This is a genomic window from Burkholderia sp. 22313 (assembly GCF_052045245.1).
Lineage (GTDB): Bacteria > Pseudomonadota > Gammaproteobacteria > Burkholderiales > Burkholderiaceae > Burkholderia.
Genome location: NZ_JBQEON010000023.1, coordinates 13,650 through 38,639 on the forward strand (window position 1 = coordinate 13,650; position 24,990 = coordinate 38,639).

The 24,990-nt window shown below is 67.9% G+C and carries 19 protein-coding genes; 7 read left to right on the forward strand and 12 right to left on the reverse strand.

Features of this window, described 5'->3' with window-relative positions:
* The first annotated feature begins 53 nt into the window (after positions 1 to 53).
* Positions 54 to 605 carry a peroxiredoxin gene (locus tag ACTJKF_RS19385; protein WP_440625246.1) on the forward strand — a complete coding sequence of 184 codons (552 nt, stop codon included), beginning with the start codon at positions 54 to 56 and terminating at the stop codon, positions 603 to 605.
* Positions 606 to 706: 101 nt separating this feature from the next.
* Here the strand turns inward: ACTJKF_RS19385 and ACTJKF_RS19390 are convergent, their stop codons facing one another.
* Positions 707 to 1,336 (reverse strand): SDR family oxidoreductase, encoded by a 630-nt coding sequence (locus ACTJKF_RS19390; RefSeq protein WP_440625248.1) that lies wholly within the window; start codon positions 1,334 to 1,336, stop codon positions 707 to 709.
* A gap of 260 nt (positions 1,337 to 1,596) precedes the next feature.
* On the opposite strand from ACTJKF_RS19390, the gene ACTJKF_RS19395 reads away from it, so the two are divergent.
* Positions 1,597 to 3,147 carry an NYN domain-containing protein gene (locus tag ACTJKF_RS19395; protein ID WP_440625250.1) on the forward strand — a complete coding sequence of 517 codons (1,551 nt, stop codon included), beginning with the start codon at positions 1,597 to 1,599 and terminating at the stop codon, positions 3,145 to 3,147.
* Positions 3,148 to 3,287: 140 nt separating this feature from the next.
* Here ACTJKF_RS19395 and ACTJKF_RS19400 read toward each other — a convergent pair whose 3' ends face one another.
* From ACTJKF_RS19400 to ACTJKF_RS19430, 7 genes are all read right to left on the reverse strand, one after another.
* Positions 3,288 to 6,596: an efflux RND transporter permease subunit gene (locus ACTJKF_RS19400; protein ID WP_440625251.1), complete on the reverse strand. Its 3,309-nt coding sequence runs from the start codon at positions 6,594 to 6,596 to the stop codon at positions 3,288 to 3,290.
* Between the two features lie 3 nt (positions 6,597 to 6,599).
* Positions 6,600 to 9,713, reverse strand: a complete 3,114-nt coding sequence (locus ACTJKF_RS19405; protein ID WP_440625253.1) for an MdtB/MuxB family multidrug efflux RND transporter permease subunit — start codon at positions 9,711 to 9,713, stop codon at positions 6,600 to 6,602.
* 15 nt (positions 9,714 to 9,728) lie between these two features.
* Positions 9,729 to 11,099 carry an MdtA/MuxA family multidrug efflux RND transporter periplasmic adaptor subunit gene (locus ACTJKF_RS19410; RefSeq protein WP_440625255.1) on the reverse strand — a complete coding sequence of 457 codons (1,371 nt, stop codon included), beginning with the start codon at positions 11,097 to 11,099 and terminating at the stop codon, positions 9,729 to 9,731.
* 247 nt (positions 11,100 to 11,346) lie between these two features.
* Positions 11,347 to 12,171, reverse strand: a complete 825-nt coding sequence (locus tag ACTJKF_RS19415; protein WP_440625256.1) for an IclR family transcriptional regulator — start codon at positions 12,169 to 12,171, stop codon at positions 11,347 to 11,349.
* 570 nt (positions 12,172 to 12,741) lie between these two features.
* Positions 12,742 to 14,703 (reverse strand): PhoX family protein, encoded by a 1,962-nt coding sequence (locus ACTJKF_RS19420; RefSeq protein ID WP_440625257.1) that lies wholly within the window; start codon positions 14,701 to 14,703, stop codon positions 12,742 to 12,744.
* Between the two features lie 190 nt (positions 14,704 to 14,893).
* Positions 14,894 to 16,087, reverse strand: a complete 1,194-nt coding sequence (locus ACTJKF_RS19425) for an ammonium transporter (protein WP_440625259.1) — start codon at positions 16,085 to 16,087, stop codon at positions 14,894 to 14,896.
* A 253-nt stretch (positions 16,088 to 16,340) separates the two neighbouring features.
* The gene (locus ACTJKF_RS19430; RefSeq protein ID WP_440625260.1) at positions 16,341 to 16,676 is read right to left on the reverse strand and encodes a hypothetical protein; all 336 of its coding nucleotides are present in this window, start codon (positions 16,674 to 16,676) and stop codon (positions 16,341 to 16,343) included.
* Positions 16,677 to 16,872: 196 nt separating this feature from the next.
* Here ACTJKF_RS19430 and ACTJKF_RS19435 point away from each other — a divergent pair, with 196 nt between their 5' ends.
* The 4 genes from ACTJKF_RS19435 (at position 16,873) to ACTJKF_RS19450 (ending at position 19,374) form a co-directional block, all read left to right on the forward strand.
* A complete protein-coding gene (locus ACTJKF_RS19435; protein WP_440625262.1) occupies positions 16,873 to 17,301 on the forward strand; it encodes a hypothetical protein in 429 nt (142 codons plus the stop codon).
* Positions 17,302 to 17,392: 91 nt separating this feature from the next.
* A complete protein-coding gene (locus ACTJKF_RS19440; protein ID WP_440625264.1) occupies positions 17,393 to 17,848 on the forward strand; it encodes an Rrf2 family transcriptional regulator in 456 nt (151 codons plus the stop codon).
* A gap of 135 nt (positions 17,849 to 17,983) precedes the next feature.
* On the forward strand, positions 17,984 to 18,625 hold the full coding sequence (locus tag ACTJKF_RS19445) for an NAD(P)-dependent oxidoreductase (RefSeq protein WP_440625266.1): 642 nt from the start codon (positions 17,984 to 17,986) through the stop codon (positions 18,623 to 18,625).
* Positions 18,626 to 18,903: 278 nt separating this feature from the next.
* Positions 18,904 to 19,374, forward strand: coding sequence for an Lrp/AsnC family transcriptional regulator (locus tag ACTJKF_RS19450; RefSeq protein ID WP_006754321.1), 471 nt, complete (start codon positions 18,904 to 18,906; stop codon positions 19,372 to 19,374).
* A 71-nt stretch (positions 19,375 to 19,445) separates the two neighbouring features.
* On the opposite strand, the gene ACTJKF_RS19455 is transcribed toward ACTJKF_RS19450, so the two are convergent.
* The 3 genes from ACTJKF_RS19455 to ACTJKF_RS19465 are packed head-to-tail and all read right to left on the reverse strand — an operon-like array spanning position 19,446 to position 22,933.
* Complete coding sequence (locus tag ACTJKF_RS19455) at positions 19,446 to 20,219, reverse strand: ABC transporter ATP-binding protein (protein WP_440625268.1); 774 nt, start codon at positions 20,217 to 20,219, stop codon at positions 19,446 to 19,448.
* Positions 20,220 to 20,223: 4 nt separating this feature from the next.
* Positions 20,224 to 21,900 carry an ABC transporter permease gene (locus ACTJKF_RS19460; protein ID WP_440625269.1) on the reverse strand — a complete coding sequence of 559 codons (1,677 nt, stop codon included), beginning with the start codon at positions 21,898 to 21,900 and terminating at the stop codon, positions 20,224 to 20,226.
* Positions 21,890 to 22,933 (reverse strand): Fe(3+) ABC transporter substrate-binding protein, encoded by a 1,044-nt coding sequence (locus ACTJKF_RS19465; RefSeq protein ID WP_440625271.1) that lies wholly within the window; start codon positions 22,931 to 22,933, stop codon positions 21,890 to 21,892. Before ACTJKF_RS19465 ends, ACTJKF_RS19460 begins: the two co-directional genes overlap by 11 nt.
* A gap of 232 nt (positions 22,934 to 23,165) precedes the next feature.
* Here ACTJKF_RS19465 and ACTJKF_RS19470 point away from each other — a divergent pair, with 232 nt between their 5' ends.
* Positions 23,166 to 23,327 (forward strand): hypothetical protein, encoded by a 162-nt coding sequence (locus ACTJKF_RS19470; RefSeq protein ID WP_006476417.1) that lies wholly within the window; start codon positions 23,166 to 23,168, stop codon positions 23,325 to 23,327.
* Between the two features lie 169 nt (positions 23,328 to 23,496).
* Here ACTJKF_RS19470 and ACTJKF_RS19475 read toward each other — a convergent pair whose 3' ends face one another.
* The gene (locus ACTJKF_RS19475) at positions 23,497 to 24,864 is read right to left on the reverse strand and encodes an amino acid permease (protein ID WP_440625273.1); all 1,368 of its coding nucleotides are present in this window, start codon (positions 24,862 to 24,864) and stop codon (positions 23,497 to 23,499) included.
* Positions 24,865 to 24,990: the final 126 nt, after the last annotated feature.

The window sequence follows — 24,990 nt, forward strand, 5'->3', positions numbered from 1 at the left end:
GAACGGCAGTGTGGCCTATCTCGAGGCCGACTTTATAAGAAATGAGGACGCAGATGAAGCGAAAACTATGGGTGGGCGTGGCGGCGGCGCTGCTGGTGGCCGGTCATGCGCTGGTCGCGCAGGCGCAACTGAAGCCGGGCGACGCGGCGCCGGACTTTACGACGCAGGCGTCGCTGGGCGGCAAGACTTACACGTACTCGCTCGCCGATGCGCTGAAGCACGGGCCGGTCGTGCTGTACTTCTATCCGGCCGCGTTCACGAAGGGTTGCACCATCGAGGCGCATGCGTTCGCGGATGCGGTCGATCGTTACAAGGCATACGGCGCGACGGTGATCGGCGTCTCCGCGGACAACATCGACACGCTGACGAAGTTCTCGGTGAGCGAGTGCCGCAGCAAGTTCCCGGTCGCGGCCGATCCGGACGCGAAGATCATCCGCGAATACGACGCGAAGCTGCCCGCGCTGGATCGCGCGAATCGCGTGTCTTACGTGATCTCGCCGGAAGGGAAGGTGTTGTACGAATATACGAGCCTGTCGCCCGACAAGCACGTCGAGAACACGCTCGGCGCGGTGAAGGCCTGGGCCGACGCGCATTCGAAGCAGTAAGCCGCGGCGCGTCGGCGCACGGTAAAGCGGCCCGCGTCGCGGGCCGCCGGCACGACGGAACGCGCCGCCCGGTGGCGGCGCGGGCTTGCCGCGGGCTTGCGTTAGGCACGCAATGCCTGTTCGATCGGCACGCCGCCGCCGACGAAGCCGATGACCTTGCGCGTAATGCCAAGCTTGATCGCTTCGATCGCGGCCCATGCGACATCCTGGCGCGATACCGGCGGCGCCGCGTCGAGCGGCTCCTCGGTCAGTGCGATCTTGCCGACGCCCGGGCCGTCGGCGAGCGGGCCGGGCCGCAGGATCACGTAGTCGATGCCCGATGCGATCACCTGGTCGTCGCCTTCGCGCTTCATCTGCGAGTAATGGCGCAGCGCGTCGCCGCTGCGCTCCGGCCAGTACGCGGTCAGCGAACTGATCACGACCAGCTTCTGCACGTTGCAGGCGAGCGCATGCTCGGCCGCGCGCGCGACCGCGTCGCGGTCGATCTGCTCCTCCTCGGCGGCGCCTTCCGATTCCGCCGAGCCGGCCGCATAGATCACGTGCGTGATGCCCTGGAACGCGGACGAGAAATCGCCCGTCAGATCGGCCTCGACGACCTTCGCGCCCGGCAGCGCATAGCCGTGCCGGCGCACCAGCGCAGTCACCTCGAATTCCGGCTGCTTGAGCAGCAGATCCGCGCATGCCTGGCCCGTGCGGCCGGTCGCGCCAATCAGCAGTACCTTCGTCGTCATGAAACCGCTCCTTGCTCGATGTGTCATCCTTTCAGATAGGGACGGACGACCGATACTCAAGTGTATGTCGATTTGGGCAGGCGGCGCGCTGGTAATGGGGGCCGCACCGCGCAAGGCTTGCCGGCGCGGCCGGGCGGGGGCGCGCCGGCAAGCCCCGCGCGCATCGATTGCGGAATCGACCCGCCGACCGGCTATCATGTGCGCGATGCATTTTTCGCCGCGACGCAATACACCGCGGCGACCAACCGGTTGGAGTACACATGGCATTACCCCTGGACAACGTCAGCATGGCCGTGTTCTGCGACTTCGAGAACGTCGCGCTCGGCGTGCGCGATGCGAAGTACGAGAAATTCGACATCAAGCCCGTGCTGGAGCGGCTGCTGCTGAAGGGCAGCATCGTCGTGAAGAAAGCGTATTGCGACTGGGAGCGCTACAAGGGCTTCAAGGCGTCGATGCACGAGGCGAGCTTCGAGCTGATCGAGATCCCGCACGTGCGCCAGTCGGGCAAGAATTCGGCCGACATCCGGCTCGTCGTGGACGCGCTCGATCTCTGCTACACGAAGTCGCACGTCGATACGTTCGTGATCATCAGCGGCGACTCGGACTTTTCGCCGCTCGTGTCGAAGCTGCGCGAGAACGCGAAGAAGGTGATCGGGGTCGGCGTGAAGAAGTCGACGTCGGACCTGCTGGTCGCGAACTGCGACGAATTCATCTTCTACGACGACCTGGTGCGCGAGCAGCAGCGCGCGCTCGCGAAGCGCGAACAGCAGCGCGCGGGCAACGGCGGCGCGAAGCGGCCCGACGAGCCGTCGCGCAAGCCGGAGCTGGAAGTGCGCCGCAGCGAGGCGATCGCGCTCGCGGTCGAGACCTTCGACGCGCTGGCATCGGAGCGCGACGACGTCGGCAAGATCTGGGCGTCGGTGCTCAAGAGCGCGATCAAGCGCCGCAAGCCGGACTTCAACGAGTCGTATTACGGTTTCCGCGCATTCGGCAACCTGCTCGACGAAGCACAGGCGCGCGGCCTGCTCGAAGTGGGCCGCGACGACAAGTCTGGCGCGTTCGTGTCGCGGCCGCGTCAGTCGGCCGTGGCCGAGCACCCGGCGCCGCGTGAGGCCGGTGGCGCACACCACGGCCACGGCGCGCGCCATGCGGAACCGGCGCCGGCCAAACGCGAGTCGCGGCGTCGCGGCCAACGGGCGGAAGCGGCCGCGCATGAAAGCGGGCAAGTCGATGCGGAAGAGGTGGCCGCCGTCGACGTCATGGACGACGCGGCGGTCGTGCTGGCTGAAACCAGCGCGCCGGCCGAGGCTGTCGAGATGACCGACACGCACGGCGACACGCACGGCGACACGCACGGCGACACGCACGGCGACACGCACGGCGACGCGAAGGACGGCCGCAAGCGCGCCCGCAAGAGCGCGGCGAAGAAGGTCGGCGCGAAGAAGGGGGGCGAAGCCAAGGGCGGCGACGCGAAGAGCGCTGGCCATCATGCGGCGAAGTCGGACGATGCCGCGCATGGCGGGGCGAAGCACGGCGGCGACAAGCATGCGGACGGCAAGCAGGCCGAAGCCGCGCATCGCGAGACGGAGCACGGTGATGGCCGGCACGCCGCCGCGCCGCACGCGGCGCCGACGGTCGGCGAATTCGCCGGTTCGGTTGCCGCTGCGCAGCCGTCGCATGACACCGCGCCGACCGAACCGGCTGCCGAGTCGGCCGGTGAAGCCACTGCCGACGCGAAGCCGAAGAAGCCGGCCCGCAAGACGGCGCCCCGTGCGCGTCGTCCGCGCAAGACGGCGGCTGCCGCCGAGTAACGACGGCAGCGCCCGGACGGTGGCGCTCGGCACCGGGCGCCGCCGGCGCAACCCAACCACGGCCGGCGCAATGCCGGCCGATTCGTTTCGTTATCCGTTCAGCACGTACGGCTGCGTCATCACTTTCCGGCCGCCGGCGCTTACTCGCCAGCCACCGCCGGGCCGCCCGTATTGCCGCGGCGGTTGCGGCGCTTCTCGCCCCACACGCGGAACCGGTCCATGTACAGGTAGACGACCGGCGTCGTATACAGCGTCAGCACTTGCGACATGATCAGGCCGCCGGCGATCGCGATCCCGAGCGGCGCGCGCAGCTCGGCCCCGTCGCCATGGCCGAACGCGAGCGGCAGCGCGCCGAGGAGCGCCGCCATCGTCGTCATCATGATCGGCCGGAAGCGCAGCAGGCACGCCTCGTGGATCGCATCGAACGACGACTTGTGGCCGTTGCGCGTCTGGTCGATCGCGAAGTCGACCATCATGATCGCGTTCTTCTTCACGATACCGATCAGCAGGATCACGCCGATCAGCGCGATGATGCTGAACTCGGTCTTGAACAGCAGCAGCGCGAGCAGCGCGCCGACGCCGGCCGACGGCAGCGTCGACAGGATCGTGATCGGGTGGATGTAGCTCTCGTACAGGATCCCGAGCACGATGTAGACGGTCAGCAGCGCCGCGAGGATCAGGATCGGCTGGTTGTTCAGCGACTGCTGGAACGCCTGCGCGGTGCCCTGGAAGCTGCCGACGATCGTCGGCGGCACGCCGATCTGCGCCATCGTCTCGTAGATCACCTGGGTCGCCTGCGACAGCGACACGCCCGGCGGCAGGTTGAACGAGATCGTCGTCGCGACGAACAGCCCCTGGTGGTTGACCGACAGCGGCGTCGTGCTCGGGCCGAAGGTCGCGATCGCGGACAGCGGGATCATCGTCGACTTCGACGTCGACACCGATGCGCCCGACGACGCGCTCGACTTGCCGCTCGACGCGATCGAGTTCAGCGCCTGGTTGCGCGCGGAATCGGACGCGATCGCCGCGGCGCTGGTGGCGGCCGTACCGGCGCTCGACGTGCCGGCCTTCGTCGCGACGAAGGTGCCGGCCGCGGCGTTGGTCGTCTGCGAGCCGTTCGCGCTGCCGCCCGACGTGCTGATCCACACCTGGTTCAGCATCTCGGGGCTTTGCCAGTATTTCGGCGCGACTTCCATCACGACGTGGTACTGGTTCAGCGGGTTGTAGATCGTCGAGACCTGGCGCTGGCCGAACGCGTCGTACAGCGTGTTGTCGATCTGCGCGGGCTTGATGCCGAACCGCGCGGCGGTCGCGCGATCGATCGTCACCATGGCCTCCATGCCGCCTTGCTGCTGGTCGGAATTCACGTCGGTCAGCTCGGTGCGCTTTTGCAGCGCCTCGGTCAGCAGCGGCCCCCATTTGTACAGATCGGCGCTCGAATCGCCGAGCAGCGTGAACTGGTACTGCGCGTTGCTCTGCCGGCCGCCCACGCGAATGTCCTGCGAGGCCTGCAGGAACGTGCTCGCGCCCGCGACGTCCGACAGCGGCTTGCGCAGCTGCTGGATCACCTGGTCGGCCGACAGCTTGCGTTCGGTGCGATCCTTCAGCATGACGAACATGAACCCCGAGTTGGTCTGCGTGCCGCCGGTGAAGCCCGCCACACTCGCCACGTTCGGGTTGGCCTGCACGATCCGCATCATCTCGGTGAACTTCAGCTTCATCGCCTGGAATGACGTGGACTGGTCGGCCCGAATGCCACCGATCATCAGCCCGGTGTCCTGCTGCGGGAAGAAGCCCTTCGGCACGATGACGTACAGGTAGACGTTCAACCCGATCGTCGCGAACAAGATCAGCAGGATCAGCAGCGGGCGGCGCAGCGCCCACGACAGCGAGCGCTCGTAGCCGCGCTGCATCCGCGTGAAGAAGCGCTCGAGGAAACGGCCGAAGGGGCCTTCCTCCTGCACGTCGTGCGATTCGCGCAGCAGCCGTGCGCACATCATCGGCGTAACGGTGAGCGACACCGCGAGCGAGACGCCAATCGCGAGCGACAGCGTCAGCGCGAATTCGCGGAACAGCCGCCCGACGATGCCGCCCATCAGCAGGATCGGCAGGAACACCGCGACGAGCGAGAGGCTCATCGACAGCACCGTGAAGCCGACCTCGCGCGCGCCGTCGAACGCCGCCTGCATCCTGGGCTTGCCGTTCTCGATGTGGCGCGTGATGTTCTCGAGCACGACGATCGCATCGTCGACGACGAAGCCGGTCGCGACGATCAGCGCCATCAGCGACAGGTTGTCGATCGAGAAGCCGAGCAGGTACATCGCACCGAACGTGCCGATGATCGAGATCGGCACCGCGACGCTCGGAATCAGCGTCGCGCGCCAGTTGCGCAGGAACAGGAACACGACCATCACGACGAGGCTGACCGCGATCAGCAGCGTGTGCTCGGTGTCCTTCAGCGACGCGCGGATGGTGGTCGAGCGGTCGAGCACCGGCGTGACCGTGATGTCGGCCGGCAGCGACGCGGTGAGCTGCGGCAGCGCCGCGCGCACGCGGTCGATCGTCTCGATGATGTTCGCGCCGGGCGAGCGGTAGAGGATCACGAGCACCGCGCGCTTGCCGTTCGACAGGCCGAGGTTGCGCAGGTCCTCGACACCGTCGACGACCTCCGACAGGTCGGACAGCCGCACGGCCGCGCCGTTGCGGTACGCGACGACCAGATCGCTGTACTGCGACGCCTGCGAGGCCTGGTCGTTCGTATAGAGCTGGTAGCGCTTCGGGCCGAATTCGATCGCGCCCTTCGGGCTGTTCGCGTTCGCGGACGCGAGCGCGGCCCGCACGTCCTCGAGGCCGATCCCGTAGTGGAACAGCGCATGCGGTTCGAGCTCGACGCGCACGGCCGGATTCGCGGAGCCGCTCACGGACACCTGGCCGATCCCGTCGATCTGCGACAGCGACTGCTGCAGCACCGTCGACGCGGCGTCGTACAGCTTGGCGGGCGACGACGTTTCCGACGTGAGCGACACGATCATGATCGGCGAGTCGGCCGGGTTGACCTTGCGGTACGTCGGGTTGCTCTTCAGCGACGCGGGCAGGTCGGCGCGCGCCGCGTTGATCGCGGCCTGCACGTCGCGCGCGGCGCCGTTGATGTCGCGGTTCAGCCCGAACTGCAGGATGATCCGCGCGTTGCCGACCGTGCTGGTCGACGTCATCTGGCTGACGTCGGCGATCGAGCCCAGATGCCGCTCGAGCGGGCTCGTCACGCTGGTCGCGACCGTCTCGGGGCTCGCGCCGGGCAGCGACGCCTGCACCGAGATGGTCGGGAAGTCGACCTGCGGCAGCGGCGACACCGGCAGCTTGATGAACGCGAACAGGCCCGCGAGCGCGACGCCGAGCGCGAGCAGCGTCGTCGCGACGGGGCGGGTGATGAAGGGGCGCGACAGGTTCATCGCTCACGCATCCGTGTGCTTGCCGGCGCCGGGGCCGTGCCGCTCGAACCAGCCGCGCACGCGGCGCGCGAGGCTGTCGAAGCCGAGATAGATCACCGGCGTCGTGAACAGCGTCAGCACCTGCGACACGATCAGGCCGCCCGCGATCGCGATCCCGAGCGGCTGGCGCAGCTCGGAGCCCGCGCCCGAGCCGACGATCAGCGGCACCGCGCCGAGCAGCGCGGCGAGCGTCGTCATCAGGATCGGCCGGAAGCGCAGCAGGCACGCCTGATAGATCGCCTCGCGCGGCGGCTTGCCTTCGACGCGTTCGGCCTCGAGCGCGAAGTCGATCATCATGATCGCGTTCTTCTTCACGATGCCGATCAGCAGCACGATCCCGATGATCCCGATGATGTCGAGATCGTGCCCGGTGATCATCAGCGCGAGCAGCGCGCCGACGCCGGCCGACGGCAGCGTCGACAGGATCGTGATCGGGTGGATGTAGCTCTCGTACAGCACGCCGAGCACGATGTACATCGTGACGACCGCCGCGAGGATCAGGAACAGCTGGTTCGACAGCGATGCCTGGAACGCGAGTGCGGCGCCCTGGAAGCGCGTCTGGAACGAGGCGGGCAGGCCGATGTCCTGTTCGGCCGTGCCGATCGCCTTCACGGCCTCGCCGAGCGATGCGCCCGGCGCGAGGTTGAACGAGATCGTCGTCGACGGGAACTGCGACAGGTGCGCGACGAGCAGCGGCGACGGCCGTTCGTGGAACGACGCGATCGACGACAGCGGCACCTGGCCGCCGCCCGCGGACGGCAGGTAGATATCGTTCAGCGATTCGGCGTAATGCTGCTCCTTCGGCGCCGACTCGAGGATCACGCGGTACTGGTTCGACTGCGTGAAGATGGTCGACACGATGCGCTGGCCGAACGCGTCGTACAGCGCGTTGTCGACGGTCGCCGGCGTGATGCCGAAGCGCGCGGCGTTCGCGCGGTCGATCTCGATGTAGACCGACTGGCCGTTGCTCTGCAGGTCGGTCGCGACGTCGGCGAGCGACGGCTCCTTCTGCAGCCGCGCGACGAGCTTCGGCACCCAGGTCGCGAACTCGTCCGGGTTCGGGCTCGTCAGCATGAACTGGTACTGCGTCGGGCTCACGGTCGAGTCGATCGTCAGATCCTGCACCGACTGCATGAACAACGTGATGCCGGTCACGTTCGCGACGCGCTGCTGCAGGCCGCGGATGATCTGCGCGGCGGTCTCGGAGCGTTCGTCGCGCGCCTTCAGGTTGATCAGCATGCGGCCGCTGTTCAGCGTGATGTTGTTGCCGTCGACGCCGATGAACGACGTGAGGCTCTCGACGTTCGGATCCTTCAGGATCTCGGCCGCGAGCGTCTGCTGGCGTTCGGCCATCGCGCCGTACGAGATCGACTGCGGCGCCTGCGTGATCGCCTGGATCACGCCGGTGTCCTGCGGGGGGAAGAAGCCCTTCGGCACGTACACGTAGAGCAGGGCGGTCAGCCCGAGCGTGATCAGCGCGACCACGAGCGTCGAGCGCTGGCGGTTCAGCACCCATTCGAGCGCGACCGCGTAGCGCGCGATCACCCAGTCGATCGCGCGGTGCACGCGCGCCTCGAAGCGATGGCTCTCGGGCGGCGGCGAATGGCGCAGCAGCTTCGCGCACATCATCGGCACGAGCGTGAGCGACACGATCGCCGAGATCACGATCGTCACCGCGAGCGTGATCGCGAATTCGTGGAACAGGCGGCCGACCACGTCGCCCATGAACAGCAGCGGGATCAGCACCGCGATCAGCGACACCGTCAGCGAGATGATCGTGAAGCCGATCTGCCGCGATCCCTTCAGCGCGGCCTCGAGGCCTGTTTCGCCTTCCTCGACGTAGCGCGCGATGTTCTCGATCATCACGATCGCATCGTCGACGACGAAGCCGGTCGCGATGGTGAGCGCCATCAGCGACAGGTTGTTCAGCGAGAAGCCGGCCATGTACATCACCGCGAGCGTGCCGATCAGCGACAGCGGCACCGACAGGCTCGGGATGATGGTCGCGTAGATGTTCGCGAGGAACAGGTACATCACCAGCACGACCAGCGCGACCGCGAGCAGCAGCTCGAACTGCACGTCGCGCACGGCCGCGCGGATCATCGTCGTGCGGTCGGTGACGACCTGCACGTCGAGGGCGGCGGGCAGCGTTTCCTGCAGCTTCGGCAGCTGCGCCTTGATCGCGTCGACGGTCGCGATCACGTTCGCGCCCGGTTGGCGCTGCACGTTCAGGATGATCGCGGGTTCCGAATTGACCCACGCGCCGAGCTTGGTGTTCTCCGAGCCGGCGACCACCTTGGCGACGTCGGTCAGCATCACCGGGCGGCCGCTCTTGTAGGCGACCACCGCGTCGTTGTACTGGTCGGCGCTGGTGAGCTGGTCGTTCGCGTTGATCGTGTACGCGCGCGTGGGGCCGTCGAAGTTGCCCTTCGGCGTGTTCACGTTCAGGTTCGAGATCGTCGTGCGCAGGTCGTCGAGGTTCATCCCGTACTGCGCGAGCGCGGTCGGGTTCGCCTGGATCCGCACGGCCGGCCGGTTGCCGCCCGACAGGCTGACGAGGCCGACGCCCGCGATCTGCGAGATCTTCATCGCGAGGCGTGTGTCGCTCAGGTCCTGAACCTGCGTGAGCGGCAGGGTCTTCGACGTGATGGCGAGCGTCAGCACCGGCGCATCGGCCGGATTGACCTTCGCATAGATCGGCGGGGCCGGGAGATCGGACGGCAGCAGGTTGCCGGCCGCGTTGATCGCGGCCTGCACTTCCTGTTCGGCGATGTCGAGCGGCAGGTCGAGCGAGAACTGCAGCGTGATCACCGATGCGCCGGCCGAGCTTTGCGACGACATCTGGTTCAGCGACGGCATCTGGCCGAACTGCCGCTCGAGCGGCGCGGTGACCGACGACGTCATCACCTCCGGGCTCGCGCCCGGATAGAAGGTCTGGACCTGGATCGTCGGATAGTCGACCTCGGGCAGCGCGGCGAGCGGCAGGAAGCGCAGCGCGACGAGGCCGGCCAGCATGATCGCCGCCATCAGGAGGGCGGTGCCGACCGGCCGGAGAATGAAGAGACGGGATGGATTCATCGAGCGGCCCGCGCGTTACCGGGCCGCGGAGGCCGCTGCCTGCGACGCGCCGTGCTTGTGTCCGCCGTGCTGGGCGCCCGCGCCCGACGCGCCCGATGCCGCGCCGGCGCCGTGCGCGCCCGACGCGCCCTTCGGCTTGTCGGCCGGGATCGAGATCTTCGCGCCTTCGCGCAGCCGGTCGGAGCCGTCGGTGACCACGCGCTCGCCGAGCGCGACGCCGCTGACGATGCTCGTGCGCTCGCCGTCGACCGGGCCGGTCGTGACCTTGCGCACCGTCACCGTGTTGTCGGGCTTCACGATGTAGACGAACTGGCCGATCGAGCCGGTCAGCACGGCGGCCGTCGGCACGATCGTCGCATTGCGAAGCACGTCGACGAGCAGCCGCGTGTTCACGAACTGATTCGGGAACAACAACCCTTCCTTGTTGGCGAACGTCGCGCGCAGCTTGACCGTGCCGGTGCTGGTGTCGATCTGGTTGTCGAGCGTTTCGAGCGCGCCCGTCTCGAGCGGCACCGTGTTGTTGCGGTTGTACGCGGTGACCGACAGCTTTTGGCCCGCGTTCACCTGCTTGACGATCTGCGGCAGGTTGTCTTCCGACGTGGTGAAGATCACGCTCATCGGCTGCAACTGCGTGATCACGACGATCCCGGTCGAGTCGCCGGGCGTCACGTAGTTGCCGGGGTCGACCTGGCGCAGGCCGACGCGGCCCGACACCGGCGCCGTGATGCGCGCATAGGTGAGGTTCAGCTTCGCGGAATCGATCGCGGCCTGATCGGTCTTCACCGATCCTTCGTATTGCTTGACGAGCGAGGCCTGCGTGTCGACCGTCTGCGCCGCGATCGAGTCCTGCGACAGCAGCGTCTGGTAGCGCTTCAGGTCGAGGCGGGCCGTCGCGAGCAGCGCCTCGTCGCGCGCGTGCGTGCCTTCGGCGTTCTCGAGCGCGACCTGGTACGGGCGCGGGTCGATTTGCGCGAGCACGTCGCCTTTCTTGACGATCTGGCCTTCCTGGAACGCGACCGACTGCAGGTAGCCCGACAGCTGCGTCTTGACCGTCACGTTCGCGAGCGGCGTCACGGTGCCGAGCGCGGACAGCACGATCGGCATCTCGCCTTGCGTCGCGGTCGCGACCGACACGGGCTGCGCAACGTTGGCCATCGCGGCCGGGCCGCCGCGGCCGCGATGGCTGCCAGCACCGGCGCTGGCGCCGGAGGCCGCGCTGCCCGCTGCCGGCGTGCCGGCCGGCGTACGGTTCCACGGGTGCCACCACAGCAGGCCGCCGATGACGACGACCGCGAGCGTCCCGATCACCAGCGTGCGGCGCGGCCGGCGCGCGGCAGGGGAGGCGGGGTCCTTCGAAGGGGGCGTGGGCTTTTGTTGGTTGTCCATCGTGTTCTGTCAGGAAGGCGGCGCGGCGTGCCGGGAAACGGGCGTGGAGCGGCGCGTGGGCATGCGGTGCCGGGAGGGCCGGCTCGGTCCGGGCCCGTTCCGGCCCGCGCGGGAAAAGAGCGGTGCGCACCGCGAATGCGGCGCGACGATGGGCATGATCCTACGTCCCGTCCCCGTTAGAGTCCAGTGCTCTATCTTTCAACGGGTTACGGTCGTTACAGAACGCGACAGGACGATGACGAATCGATTACATGGCACCGCGCCGGGCCGGCGCGCCGCCGATTTCGCGGGTGATTTTCGCGATGCATTCGTGCAGCGCGGGCACCACGTGTTCCTCTAGCCATTCGGGCGGGCACTGGCTGGACGCGCCGCCGCAGTTCACCGAGTAGCGCTGGCCCGACGGACCGACGAAACCGGCTGCGACCGCGTTCAGCCCTTCGCGCCATTCGCCGATCGCGATCGCATGGCCTTCCCGGATCGCGGCTTCGAGGCCGGGGTTCAGCCGTGCCGATACATGCGGCCAGTCGTCGCCGGCCGTCGCGCGCAGCGCGTCGAGCAGCGTGTGGCGCTCGCCGTCCTCCAGCGCCGCCAGATACGCGCGGCCGACCGCGGTGCGTGCGATGTCCATCCGCGAGCCGATCTCGAGGCGCGTGACGAGCACGGCGGAGCGCGGCCGGATCACGTCGATCGCGACCATGTCGAGCCGGTCGCGCACCGCGAGGTGCACCGACAGCGACGTGCGCTCGGCGAGCTCGATCATGAACGGCCGCGAGCGTGCGCGGATGTCGAAGTTGCGCAGGAAGCCGTGGCTCAGCTCCAGCACCGATGCGGTGAGCACGAAGCGCTCGCTGTCGGGCAACTGGAACAGGAAGCCGGCGCTGACGAGTGTCGCCGTGATGCGCGACACGGTCGGCTTCGGGATGCCGGTCAATTCGGTCAGCTCGCGGTTGCTGACCGGGGCGTCGGCGGCTGCGATGCGGCGCAGCACGGCGAGGCCGCGCGCGAGCGCGGTGATCTCGTCGGGCGACGATTCGCGATCTCGGGGCGCGGGAGGCGTTACAGGTGTCGACACGAGGGATTCTCTCTATTTCCGAAACTCGATTTCAATTTTGTTGGTATTGTAGGACGATTGTCAAAAGATGCATGTTCCATGGGTGAATCGTTCATTGGATGCGATTTTACGGGTTCACCCTTGGTTTATTAGGAAAACGCTCCGATGAGCGTTGCCGGAAAGTGCGGAAGCCGGTGCAAATACCGCTTGACTTGTCGGGCGGAAACGGAAAGAATGTCTCACGTTTTCGAAACATCGTTTCAGGAGTTTAACCGGCAACGGTGTTTCGCGCAGTCTCTCAGGTTCTAGCACGGCCCTCGGAATGGCTAGAACTTTTTTAGCGCCACGGTCTCCGTGGCGCTTTTTTTTGCCCGTCCGCCGGACGCGTCAGGCCCGTATTATCCCCGATCGCTGAAAACGCCTGTTCCTATCGGGCGCGCGCATGCCTGCATGCACGCGCGGCTGCGTCGCGCGCAAAAAAAAGCGCGACGCCCACGACGGGCATCGCGCATCAAACGGCGTGGAGCGCCGACGAATGAAACGTGATGAAGAAAGGGTGACAGGGGCACGCGGCCCCCGTGGCGCGGCGGGTCAGGCCTTCGCGAGCTTGATGCTGGTCGGCTCGGCCGTCAGGTAGCCGACGCTGGCGCCGAACCGGTCCTTGTAGTTCGCGCGCACGAGCGGATCGAGGGCCGGCTTGACCTTGTCGTGCAGCGGCGACTCCCAGTCGCCCGCGTGCTGGAAGTTGCTCATGATGTAGGTCCAGCCGTTGATCTCGTCGACCGCATGCAGGCCCGTCGATTCGGCGCCGGCCGGACACGACAGCACGCGCGACAGCGACTTCGTGTCGACGTTGTACGCCCACAGGAAGTTGTTCACGTGCATGCCCGAGTCTTCGCCGATGAAGAGCGTGCGCAGCTTTTCGGAGAACTTCAGGTTGTCGGGGTTCGCGATCCTGTCCGGGTTCGCGAGGTTGCCGAGCGCATCGGCCGCGGCGAGGTCCTCGCCGACGAGCGCGGCCGGCGCGCCCATGTCGACCGGCACCCATTCGCTGTCGATTGCGCTGCCGGTCGTGTCGCGCTGGCTGCCCTTCAGGTTCAGCGCATAGACGGCGCCCGCGGCGATCTTCTTGTCGACCGCGACGTCGCGCGACACCGCATTGCCCTTGACCATCGACGTCTCGATCCGCGACATCGCCGTGTAGACGATCTTGTCCTTCGCGTTCACGGTCGTGCCTTCGAGCTTCGTGAACGCCATGCTGCCGCCGATCAGCGCCGCATAGCGGTGCGTCTCCAGGAACGCGGCCGCCTTTTCCATCCCCGGCTTCACGCGCATCCAGTTGAACTTGCCGCCGAAGTGGATCTTCGTGTAGCTCGCGTCGTTCGGGTCGATGGTCGTCAGGTCCATGATGTCCGACGCCTTCAGCGTGTTCGCGAGTGCTTCGATCTCGCTGCTGGTTGCGTGGCCGATCTTGATCCACGTGAGCGTGGCGCTGCCTGCGCCGGCGGACGACGTCTGCGTCCACTTCGCGACGTACAGCGTGCCGGCCGACAGGTCGGCCGCCTTGTCGGCGACGAACATGAACAGGCCGCCGTTGGTGGCGTCGTCGCCCATCATCACGGTGCGCTGGTCCGGCATCACCTGGATCAGCTCGTGCGAGATGCGGCCGAGGCAGTAGTGCTTCTTCGCCGTGCCCGTGCCGTCCGGATTCACCGTGATCTCGGGCAGATGGCCGTAGTGGTAGGGGTTCGCCTTCGTCTCGTCGCCGAAGGTGTTCTTGCTGAACGCCTTGAACTGCGCGTCGGTGGCGGCCTTGGTCGCGTCCGGTTCGTACTCCTCGCTCGACAGGTGCGTGCCCCACGGCGACAGGCTCGCACCGCACGTGATCCACAGGCCGTGCGCCTTCGACGTGTCGACGTTGTGATACTTGACCACCTTCAGCGCACCGCTGGACGGATCCTGGTCGAGCGTGATCACCGCGATCGGCGACGGCAGCTGGCCGTACTGCGATGCGCTCGCCTGGTCGCGCGTCGTGTATTCGAACTGCACGACCGCGAACACCGTGTTGCCCTTCACGCCGGCCACGGCCGCGTTCTTCAGCGTCAGCAGCGAGCTGCCGTCCGGGCAGTCCGAATAGAACTGGCGTTCCTTGCCCGCCACCGAACGGTCGATGATCGGCTGGTTGTCGATGTCGTAGTAGCCGCCCGCGAGCGTCGTGCCGCCGTTGCCGTCCGGCACCCTGTCGCCCGTCACGAAGAACGGCCGGTACGCGAGCTTGAAGTTGCGCGACGAGCCGTCCGAGAACGACACGGACAGCGTCGAGCCGACCGTCGTCGTGGCCATCGCGGCCGCGTTGTCGAGCGTGGGCGCCGCCATCGCCGAGAACGCCGCCGACGTGTACGCGGCAGCGGCCGGGGGCGTCGTCGCCGGCGTATCGTCGCCGCCGCAGCCCGTCAGCAGGGCCGGCAGCGCGAGGCCGGAGAGGGGCAGCATGGGCGCGCCGGCGAGGATCTTCAGGGCCTGGCGACGGGTGGCATTGGGCAACGCGGGCATGTGGAGTCCAGTTTCAGAGGTGAGAAGAATGACCCTCGCGATGCAGGCGAGCAGCAAGCAATGCGAAGGTAAATTGAAAACTGGACGGAAGTGTAGGGACGCTAGATGAAAGTTTTTTGAATTGAAAACGTAATGATGCGTCGGGCGTCCGTCAGGTGAGCTGACGGACGCCGGTCGCACGCGTTTGCGCTCAGTCGCGCTCGGGCGTCGCCGAGATGCGGTGGATCGACAGGTCGGCGCCGTCGAATTCGGCTTCGCGATCGAGACGCAGGCCGACGGTCGCCTTCAGCGCACCGTACACGAGCGTGCCGCCGGCCGTGGCGATGACGATCCCGCCGAGCGTGCCGATCAGCTGTGACACGAACGACACGCCGCCCAGGCCGCCGAGCGCGGGTTGCCCGAACACGCCGGCCGCGAGGCCGCCGAGCGCGCCGCACATCCCGTGCAACGGCCACACGCCGAGCACGTCGTCGATGCGCCACTTGTTCTGCACGCAGGTGAACATCGCGACGAACAAGGCGCCTGCCACCGCCCCCGTGACGAGCGCACCGATCGGGTGCATCACGTCGGAGCCGGCGCACACGGCCACGAGGCCCGCGAGCGGGCCGTTGTACGTGAAGCCCGGGTCGTTGCGACCGGCCATCCACGCGGCGAGCGTGCCGCCGACCATCGCCATCAGCGAGTTCACGGCGACGAGGCCGCTGATCTTGTCGAGCGTCTGCGCGCTCATCACGTTGAAGCCGAACCAGCCGACCGCGAGCACCCACGCGCCGAGCGCGAGGAACGGAATGTTCGACGGCGGATGCGCGGCGATCCGGCCGTCCTTCGCATAGCGGCCGTGGCGTGCGCCGAGCAGCAGCACGGCCGGCAGCGCGACCCAGCCGCCGAACGCGTGCACGACGACCGAGCCCGCGAAATCGTGGAACGGCGCGCCGAACGCGTGCGTGAGCCAGTCCTGCACGCCGAAACGGTCATTCCATGCGATCCCTTCGAAGAACGGATAGATGAAGCCGACGATGATCAGCGTCGCGACGAGCTGCGGATTGAATTTCGCGCGCTCCGCGATACCACCGGACACGATCGCGGGGATGGCCGCGGCGAACGTCAGCAGGAAGAAGAAGCGCACGAGCGCGTAGCCGCTGTGCTGCGACAGCGTGCCGATGTCGTCGAAGAATTCGACGCCGTACGCGATCGTGTAGCCGATGAAGAAGTACGCGAGCGTCGACACCGAGAAGTCGACCAGGATCTTCACGAGCGCGTTGACCTGGTTCTTCTTGCGGACCGTGCCGAGCTCGAGGAATGCAAAGCCCGCGTGCATCGCGAGCACCATGACGGCGCCGATCAACAGGAACAGTGTGTCGACGCCGGATTTCAGACCATCCATGCCGTGGCTTCCTTGCGCAAAAAACGGGCAAGGAATGCAAATATCGAGCCAACTTGGTGAACGGCTGCGTGCAATTGGTGCGGAAGGCCGCGCGGTGCGGCATTCCGGTGAAGCGTGCACGATCGCGGGGCAGCGCGCATGCGGCGCGGATGCCGCCGCGCGCGCACATACGTGGTGCGAAGTGTGCGCAACTGGTGCGCGCGACGCATGGCGCGGTGCGGCGTGGTGCGCCGCGATGCACCGGTCTGGCGCGTCAGCGGCGCGCGAACAGCACGCGCGGCCGCCGCAGGCGCAGCGCGCACGCGGACCAGTAGGCGGCCACCGTCGCAAGGCCGAGCGCGGCGAACGCAAGCGCCGCGAAGCCCGCGAGTGACTGGCCTTCGCCGTCGGGGCCGAGAATGCCTTGCGCGACGATCAGCGCGGCGACCCAGAAGCCGATCACGGCCTGCGCGAGCAGGCGTGCGGAGGCGACGCGGCGCGGGCGCCCGGCGGCGCGCAGACGCTGCGCGGACGGCGAGCGAAGACACAGGAACAGGGTGGCGGCGAGCACGGCGGCCAGCGCGATGAACCAGTCGATGAGGAAAGCCATGAGGAAGCGGGGGCGGATCGGATGGAGCGGATTGAAGCCCGCCACTTTAGTGTCGCCGCGCCTGCGATTGAATCAGACGAGTCCGAAATTGAAAGGCATATTTAATCGGAAGTCGTCATTGGCTCCGTTCCACAGGCGGTATCATCGACCCCGGTCCAACCATTCAGGCCGTGTGGCGCACGGCCGGAGATTGCTGATGAAGATGAAGACTTGGCGGGCGCGTCGCGTGCCCGGATCCATGCTGGTGGCCGCGGCCGTCGGTGCGACACTGCTGCTCGCGGGTTGCGAGAAGTCCGGCACGCCGGCCACGCAACCCGATACGGCCGCGAGCGCGGCCGCCGATGCCGCGAACAACGCGGCCAAGGCGCTCGACCAGGTGGCGAGCACCGTCAACCAGCAGATCAATGCCGCGAAGGCCGGTATCGCGAGCGCGGCGTCGGCCGTGCCGCCGCTGTCGGCGAGCGGTCTCGCGTCCGCCGCGCAGGCGCAGTTCGATGCGGCTGCTTCCGCGGTCGTCGCGCATGCGGCGTCCGAAGCGGGCGCGAAGATGGCCGAGGCCGGCAAGAAGCTCCAGCAGTGGAGCCGGCAGGGCGCGTCGGGTTCGAAGCCGGCCAGCGGCGAATAACCCGGCCCTTGCGCGATCTGCAAAATGTAATTATAGTGGTTACACATGTCGCCGGCTGCCGTTCGGGCCGGCGTCGCCGAGTGAGTGAGGAATGAATACCAGCAGCCGGTTCGCGTTTGCCGTTCACGTGCTTGCCTTGCTGTCGATGCAGGAAGGCGTGCCGCTGTCGTCCGACATCATCGCGGGCAGCGTGAACACGAATCCGGCGCTGATTCGCCGGCTGCTGTCGATGCTGGCGGCCGCGGGATTGACCGCGTCGCAGCTCGGTGCGGGCGGCGGCGCGCTACTGGCGCGCGAGCCCGGTGCAATCACGCTGCTCGACGTGTATCGCGCGGTCGACGATGCGCAGTTGTTCGCGCTGCACCGCGAGGCGCCGAATCCCGCGTGTCTCGTCGGGCGGCACATCCAGGGCGTGCTGATCGACTATATCGGCGACGCGCAGCGCGCGATGGAGGCCTCGCTTGCCACCCGTACGCTTGCCGACGTCACGGCAGACGTGCTCGAATCCGAGCAGCGCAACCTTGCGGCGGGAAGCGCGGGCGGGTGAGGGCAGGCAACGAATGACGCAGGGCAGGAGGCCGGGCGGCGCGCAGGCGCGGCGATCGGTACGACGGAGTTCCGCTCCGTTTTTTTTCGGTCTTATATGTAATTGCTTTAGTTACTTTTTTTCAGGAGAATCGACATGACGCAACCTACCTTGAACATCGCCCTGTTTGGCGCCACCGGCATGATCGGCTCGCGCATCGCGGCGGAAGCCGTGCGCCGCGGCCATCGCGTGACCGCGCTGTCGCGCCATCCGGGTGCAGCCGGCGGCGGCATCACCGCGAAGGCGGCTGACCTGTTCGATGCGGCGAGCATTGCGGCCGCGCTGCCGGGTCACGACGTCGTCGCGAGCGCATACAGCCCGAAGCAGGACGAGCCCGCGAAGATCCTCGCGGCGGCGAAGGCGCTGGTGGAAAGCACGCGCAACGCGGGCCTCAAGCGGCTCGTGGTGGTGGGCGGCGCCGGTTCGCTCGAAGTCGCGCCCGGCAAGCAGCTGGTCGACACCGAAGGTTTCCCGGACGCGTACAAGGCGGTCGCGCTCGCGCACCGCGACGCGCTCGCGTATCTGAAGACGGTCGGCGATCTCGACTGGACGTTCTTCGCGCCGGCCGCGATGATCGCGCCGGGTGAGCGCACGGGCACGTTCCGCACGGGCGTCGGCAAGCTGATCGCGGACGCGCAGGGCAACAGCAAGATCTCGGCGGAAGACTACGCGGTCGCGTTCGTCGATGCGCTCGAACAACACAGCTTCGTGCGCGAGATCGCGACGGTCGCGTATTGAGCGACGGCGCGGCGGCACGGCGCGCGAGCGCCGCTTGCGCCGTGCGCGGCCCGCACGACGGTAGCGACTTCAGGCGACGCCATCCCGACGGGTGGCGTCGCCTGTTTCGTCTACGGGGCCGATGATCGATCGAGCGGCGCGTGCGAGGTCGTGCGTGGGGCCGATCCTTCGACGTGTGATTGGTATTTATCCCGGTCGACGCCGCGCGGCGGTTTTCATATTGTTCCCCGTCATGCACGATGCATAGAAAAAATTTCTATCTACGAGGGACCGGGTAAATGGATGCCATCGATCGCAAGCTGCTGGAGCTGTTGCAGGCGGATGCCACATTGCCGATCGCGGAACTCGCGCAGCGCGTGAACCTGTCGCAGACGCCCTGCTGGAAGCGCGTGCAGCGGCTCAAGGAAACCGGCGCGATCCGCGCGCAGGTCGCGCTGTGCGATCCGCGCAAGCTCGGGGTCGGCACGACCGTGTTCGTCGCGATCCGCACGAACCAGCATACCGAGGAGTGGGCGCAGCGTTTCACGCAGGCCGTGCGCGACATGCCGGAAGTCGTCGAGGTGTACCGGATGAGCGGCGAGACCGACTATCTGCTGCGCGTCGTGGTGGCCGGCATCGACGACTACGATCGCGTGTACAAGCAACTGATTCGTGCGGTGCCGCTGTTCGACGTGAGCTCGTCGTTCGCGATGGAGCAGATCAAGTATTCGACCGCGCTGCCGGTGCGCGATCTGTCCGAGCCGGCGTAGCGCGTGGGGCGGTCGCGCAGCGTGTCGTGCGCGGCCGACGACGAGCGCCGTTGTCGTGACGGCCGGTCTGCTCAGCGGCCGCGCGCCATCGCGCGCGCGCGTTCGTCCGCCAGCGCGTCACGGCGCACGAACTCCGCGACGAACGGGCTGGCCGGGTGATGGTGTAGGGCATAAGGCGTGTCCCATTGCGCGAGCTGGCCATCCTTCATCACGCCGATCCGGTCGGCGATCGCGAACGCTTCCGCCTGGTTGTGCGTGACGAGGATCGCGGTGTGACCCGTGCGCTTCAGGATGTCGCGCAGTTCGAACGCGAGCCGCTCGCGCGTATCGACGTCGAGATTCGAGAACGGCTCGTCGAGCAGCAGCAGTTCCGGCGACGGCGCGAGCGCGCGGGCGAGGGCGACGCGCTGCTGCTGGCCACCCGACAGTTCGTGCGGATACGCGCTGCCCGAATCGGCGAGACCGACGAGTTCGAGCAGGTCCGCGACGCGTGCGCGCCGCTCGGCCTTCGGCATCCGCCGCAGGCCGAACGCGACGTTGCCGGCCGCGCTCAGGTGCGGGAACAGCGCATAGTCCTGGAACATCATCCCGATGCGCCGCCGCTCGGGCGGCACGTCGAGCGACGGCGCCGCGACGGGCGTGCCGTCCAGCACGATGCGCCCCATGCGCACGGGCTCGAAGCCCGCGATCGCACGCAGCACGGTGGTCTTGCCGCAGCCCGATGCGCCGAGCAGGCAGCCGATGTCGCCGCGCGGCAGCGCGAGGCTCAGCCCGTCGACCACCGTGCGGCGGCCATGCGGCGTGTCGTAGGCGACGCAGAGGTCGTCGAGTTCGAGCAGGTTCACGGTGTCAGGCTCCGATCTTGTGACGGGTGCGTGCGAGCAGGATCACGGGCACGAGCCCGGCCAGCACGATCGCGAGCGCGGCGACCGCGCCTTCCTCATAGGTGCCGCGCGCGGCTTCCGCATACAGCCAGGTCGCGAGCGTGTCGAAATTCAGCGGGCGCAGCAGCAGCGTCGCCGGCAGCTCCTTCATCGCGTCGACGAATACGAGCAGTGCGCTCGTCGTGAGCGCGGGCCGCAGCAGCGGCAGGTGCACGCGGCGCAGCGTGCCGCCGGCCGTTTCGCCGAGCGAGCGGGCGGCCTGTTCGAGCGACGGCGGAATGCGCGCGAGGCCGGCTTCGATGCTGCCGGCCGAGATCGCGAGAAAGCGCACGGTGTACGCGATCACGAGCGCGCCCGCCGAACCCATCAGCAGCAGCCCGTCGCGGCCGAGCGCGGCGCCGAGCAGCCGGTCGGCCGCGGCGAACGGAAGCAGCAGGCCGATCGCGAGCACGGTGCCCGGCACCGCGTAACCCAGGCTCGCGATGCGTGCGCATGCGCGGGCCGGGCCCGCACGCGCGCTGTCGCGCTGCGCGCGTGCGGCCCACGCGACGACGAGCCCGCACGCGAGCGTCGCGACGGTCGCGGCGGCGGCGATCGTCAGCGTGTTCGCGAGCCCCGTCAGCAACTGCGCGGACACGCCGCCGACGAGATGCAGCCGCTTGCCGGCCTCGACCGCGAGGTACGCGGCCGGCGCGCCGAAGCCGAGCAGCACCGGCAGCCAGCCGAGCACCGCGGCGCTCCACGCGGCCGCGCCCGTCAGCCGGCGCGGCGCGATCGGCCGCATGCGGCGGCCGTGCGCGTAGCGCTGGCGGCGGCGCCCGTAGCGTTCGAGCGCGATCATGCCGACGACGATCGCGAGCATCGCGAGCGCGATCTGCGCGGCGCCGGCGAGATCGGAGCGCGTGATCCACGTGGTGTAGACCGACACGGTCAAGGTCTGCACGCCGAGGAATTCCGACGCGCCGATGTCGTTCAGCGTTTCGAGCAGCGCCAGGCTGACGCCGACCGCGATCGCGGGCCGCGCGAGCGGCACGACCACGCGCCAGAACGTCGCGATGCGTTCCGCGCCGAGCGTGCGCGCGGCTTCGAGCAGGCTCGCGGACTGCGTGACGAACATCGCGCGGGTGCTCAGGTACACATAGGGATACAGCACGAAGCCGAGCACGAAGATCGCACCGGGCAGCGAGCGCAGGTCGGGCAGGCGGAACTGCCGCGGGCTGTCGAAGCCGAGCAGCCAACGGATCGCGCCCTGCACGGGGCCGATCGGATGGAGCAGGTCGAGGTACGCGAACGCGACGATGTAGGTGGGCACCGCGAGCGGCAGCAGCAGCGCCCAGGTCAGCATCCGGCGGCCGGGAAAATCGTACGCGGTGACGAGCCACGCGCAGCCGGTGCCGAGCACCGTGACGATCGTGCCGACGCCCGCGAGCAACAGCAGCGTATTGGCGAGCGCCCGCGGCAGCACGAATTCGGCGAGATGGGTCCAGTGCGCGAGGTCGGCGCCGAATGCGGCGGCGACCAGCACCGCGAGCGGCGCCGCGACCGCCGCGGCGATCGCGACGGCCGCGCCCAGCCACAGGCTGCCCGCGCGCAAGCGGAACGGCTGGCGGCGCGCGCGGGCGAGCGATGCATCAGTTGTCAAAGCCGACCTTGTCGACGAGCTGGCTGGCCGCCTTGCGATGCTTCGCGATGTCGGTCAGCGGCAGCGGGTCGACCTTCAGCGTGCCGAAGCTCGCGATCACCGGATCGAGCTTCACGTTCGCGCGCACCGGGTATTCGTAGTTCGCCTGCGCATACAGCGCCTGTGCTTCGGGCGACACGAGGTACTCGAGCAGCTTCACCGCGTTGGCCTTGTGTGGTGCGTGCTTCGCGACCGTCGCGCCGCTGACGTTGACGTGCGTGCCGCCGCTCTTCGCGTTCGCGAACGTCGGCCGCACGACCTTGATCGCGTCGCCCCACTTGCGTGCATCGGTGCCGGCTTCCGCGTTCTTCATGTGGCCGACGTAGTACGCGTTCGCGAGACCGACGTCGCAGATGCCGCCGAGAATGTCGCGCGCGACGTCGCGGTCGCCGCCCGTCGCCTTGCGCGCGAGGTTCGCCTTCACGCCGCGCAGCCATTTTTCGGTTGCGGCTTCGCCGTCGTGCGCGATCATCGCCGCGACGAGCGCCGTGTTGTACGGATGCTGTCCCGAGCGGATGCAGACCTTGCCCTTCCATTTCGGATCGGCGAGATCCTCGTAGCGAAACGCGTCGACCTTCAGGTCCTTCTCCACATACAGCACGCGATCGCGCAGCGACAGCGCATACCAGTCGCCTTGCGCGCCGCGCAGGTTCGCCGGAATCGCGTCGTCGAGCACCTTCGAGCGGATCGGCTGCGCGAGCCCGCCATCGACGAGGTCGAGCAGGTTGCCGATGTCGACCGTCATCAGCACGTCGGCCGGCGACTGCGCGCCCTCCGCCTTCACGCGCTCGAGCAGGCCGTCCTTCACGAACACCGTGTTGACCTTGACGCCGCTCTGCTTCGTGAACGCGTCGATCAGCGGCTGGATCAGCTTCGGCTCGCGGGTGGTGTACAGGCTCACTTCCTCGGCGGCCAGGGCCGGCGGCGCGAACGCGGCGGCGGCAAGAGCGAGGGCGCCGGCGAGCGGCAGCAGGCGGGTGCGCGGATTCGACATGGAGACTCCGGTGAGGCAGGCGGACGAAGAGGCGTTTCGGGGCGTGCCTGCCGCCCGGGCGACCCGAAACATTACAAAGCGAAAGATTTCGGATTCTAGATCGAAATGGGAACGATTATCAAATGAAAGCTTGCGGGAGGCGGCGGATGGCGGGCGGGCAATGGGGCGTCGCAGCGCGGGCGCAAGCGCGTAGAATGCCCGCTTCGACGAATTCCACGGAGCCGCACCGACCATGAACGACCAGCGCAAGAAGAACCCAGTCCGCAACGTGAGCATCCTGATCGTCGTGGCCGTGCTGCTCGTGATCGGGACGATCCTGTACAACGCGATCTCGCAGAAGCACGCATACGACGAGGCCCATCCGGCCGAGGCCGCGAGCGCCGCGTCGCACTGACGCGGGTACGTACGCGCATGATCGCCGCGCGGCCCGGGCGGGCAGCCGGCGATGCGCAGGAACGGTGGGAAGGCTAACAGCCGCGGCGGGCGACGCGCGATGCGTCGCGTTACGCCGGGAGAGACGCGGGCGCCGAAGCCGGCGCACCGCACAGAGCATCAGTCGTGCGTCATCGTGACGCAGGCGCAAACTTCGGGCGGATCCGTGCGTAGAACACGACCGCGAGCAGCACGAGCCATGCCGCGCCGACGTAGAGCGCGACCCGCGTGTCCTCGAACCAGCCTAGCATCACGATCACGAAACCCATGAACGCGATCGTCAGCGCGGGCGCGACGGGCCACAGCGGCACCTTGAACTTCAGCGCCGCGACTTCCGCGCTCGACAGGCGACGGCGCATCGCGACCTGCGACAGCAGGATCATCAGCCACACCCACACAGTCGCGAACGTCGCGATCGCCGCGACGACCAGGAACACGTCCTTCGGCATCAGGAAGTTGAGCACCACGCCGACCAGCAGCGCGCCGGCCATCACCAGCACCGTGACCCACGGCACGCCGTGCCGCGACGTCGTCATCAGCACGCGCGGCGCCTGGCCCTGCCGCGCCATCCCGAACATCATCCGGCCTGCGCCGAAGATGTCGCTGTTGATCGCCGAGATCGCCGCGCTGATCACGACGAGGTTCAGGATCGTCGCGGCCGACTTCACGCCGAGCGCCGAGAAGATCTGCACGAACGGGCTGCCGTCGCTGCCGACGCCGGTCCACGGGCTGATCGACATCAGCACGACCATCGTCAGCACGTAGAACAGCAGGATGCGCGCGGGCACCGCGTTGATCGCGCGCGGAATCACGCGCTCCGGATCCTTCGCCTCACCGGCGCTCATCCCGATCACCTCGATGCCGCCGTACGCGAAGATCACGACCGACAGCGACGCGATCAGCCCACCGATCCCGTTCGGGAAGAAGCCGCCGTGGTTCCACAGGTTCGCGAACGTCGGCACGTCCGCCGCATGGCCGAAGTGCATGCCGGTCAGCAGGATCGCGACGCCGCCGCCGATCATCGCGACGATCGCGCCGACCTTGATGATCGACAGCCAGAACTCGAGCTCGCCGAACACCTTCACGTGGCACAGGTTCAGCCCGCAGATGACCGCGACGACGCCGAGCACCCAGATCCACTGCGGGACGTCCGGAAACCAGAAGCCCATGTAGATGCCGAACGCGGTGATATCGGCGATGGCGACGATCACCATTTCGAGCGTGTAGGTCCAGCCGGTGACGAAGCCCGCGAACGGGCCGAGGTTTTCGGTCGCGTAATGGCCGAACGAGCCGGCGACGGGTTCGCGCACGGCCATCTCGCCGAGTGCGCGCATCACCATGTAGACGGCCGCGCCGCCCAGGATGTAGGCCAGGATCACCGCCGGGCCCGCGAGCTGGATCGCGGACGCCGAGCCGTAGAACAGGCCGGTGCCGATCGCCGAGCCCAGCGCGAGAAAGCGGATGTGCCGCGCGCTCAGGTGGCGCTGCAAGTTTTTCATCGAGTCTCCGAATCGTTATGCGACGGACCGGGCGAGCGGGGCCGGTCCTGCTGGCTTAAGTTGTCTATACAACTTAAATGTGAACAAATGATAACAAGCCGGGCCATGGGACCGGAATCGGGTATT

Coding starts and splice junctions, on each gene's coding strand:
- ACTJKF_RS19430 (WP_440625260.1), bottom strand. CDS start 16,676: ATGGCTTTCCTCATCGACTGGTTCATCGCGCTGGCCGCCGTGCTCGCC.
- ACTJKF_RS19440 (WP_440625264.1), top strand. CDS start 17,393: ATGAATACCAGCAGCCGGTTCGCGTTTGCCGTTCACGTGCTTGCCTTG.
- ACTJKF_RS19385 (WP_440625246.1), top strand. CDS start 54: ATGAAGCGAAAACTATGGGTGGGCGTGGCGGCGGCGCTGCTGGTGGCC.
- ACTJKF_RS19445 (WP_440625266.1), top strand. CDS start 17,984: ATGACGCAACCTACCTTGAACATCGCCCTGTTTGGCGCCACCGGCATG.
- ACTJKF_RS19400 (WP_440625251.1), bottom strand. CDS start 6,596: ATGAACCTGTCGCGCCCCTTCATCACCCGCCCCGTCGCGACGACGCTG.
- ACTJKF_RS19420 (WP_440625257.1), bottom strand. CDS start 14,703: ATGCCCGCGTTGCCCAATGCCACCCGTCGCCAGGCCCTGAAGATCCTC.
- ACTJKF_RS19425 (WP_440625259.1), bottom strand. CDS start 16,087: ATGGATGGTCTGAAATCCGGCGTCGACACACTGTTCCTGTTGATCGGC.
- ACTJKF_RS19465 (WP_440625271.1), bottom strand. CDS start 22,933: ATGTCGAATCCGCGCACCCGCCTGCTGCCGCTCGCCGGCGCCCTCGCT.
- ACTJKF_RS19395 (WP_440625250.1), top strand. CDS start 1,597: ATGGCATTACCCCTGGACAACGTCAGCATGGCCGTGTTCTGCGACTTC.
- ACTJKF_RS19405 (WP_440625253.1), bottom strand. CDS start 9,713: ATGAATCCATCCCGTCTCTTCATTCTCCGGCCGGTCGGCACCGCCCTC.
- ACTJKF_RS19390 (WP_440625248.1), bottom strand. CDS start 1,336: ATGACGACGAAGGTACTGCTGATTGGCGCGACCGGCCGCACGGGCCAG.
- ACTJKF_RS19475 (WP_440625273.1), bottom strand. CDS start 24,864: ATGAAAAACTTGCAGCGCCACCTGAGCGCGCGGCACATCCGCTTTCTC.
- ACTJKF_RS19470 (WP_006476417.1), top strand. CDS start 23,166: ATGAACGACCAGCGCAAGAAGAACCCAGTCCGCAACGTGAGCATCCTG.
- ACTJKF_RS19410 (WP_440625255.1), bottom strand. CDS start 11,099: ATGGACAACCAACAAAAGCCCACGCCCCCTTCGAAGGACCCCGCCTCC.
- ACTJKF_RS19435 (WP_440625262.1), top strand. CDS start 16,873: ATGAAGATGAAGACTTGGCGGGCGCGTCGCGTGCCCGGATCCATGCTG.
- ACTJKF_RS19450 (WP_006754321.1), top strand. CDS start 18,904: ATGGATGCCATCGATCGCAAGCTGCTGGAGCTGTTGCAGGCGGATGCC.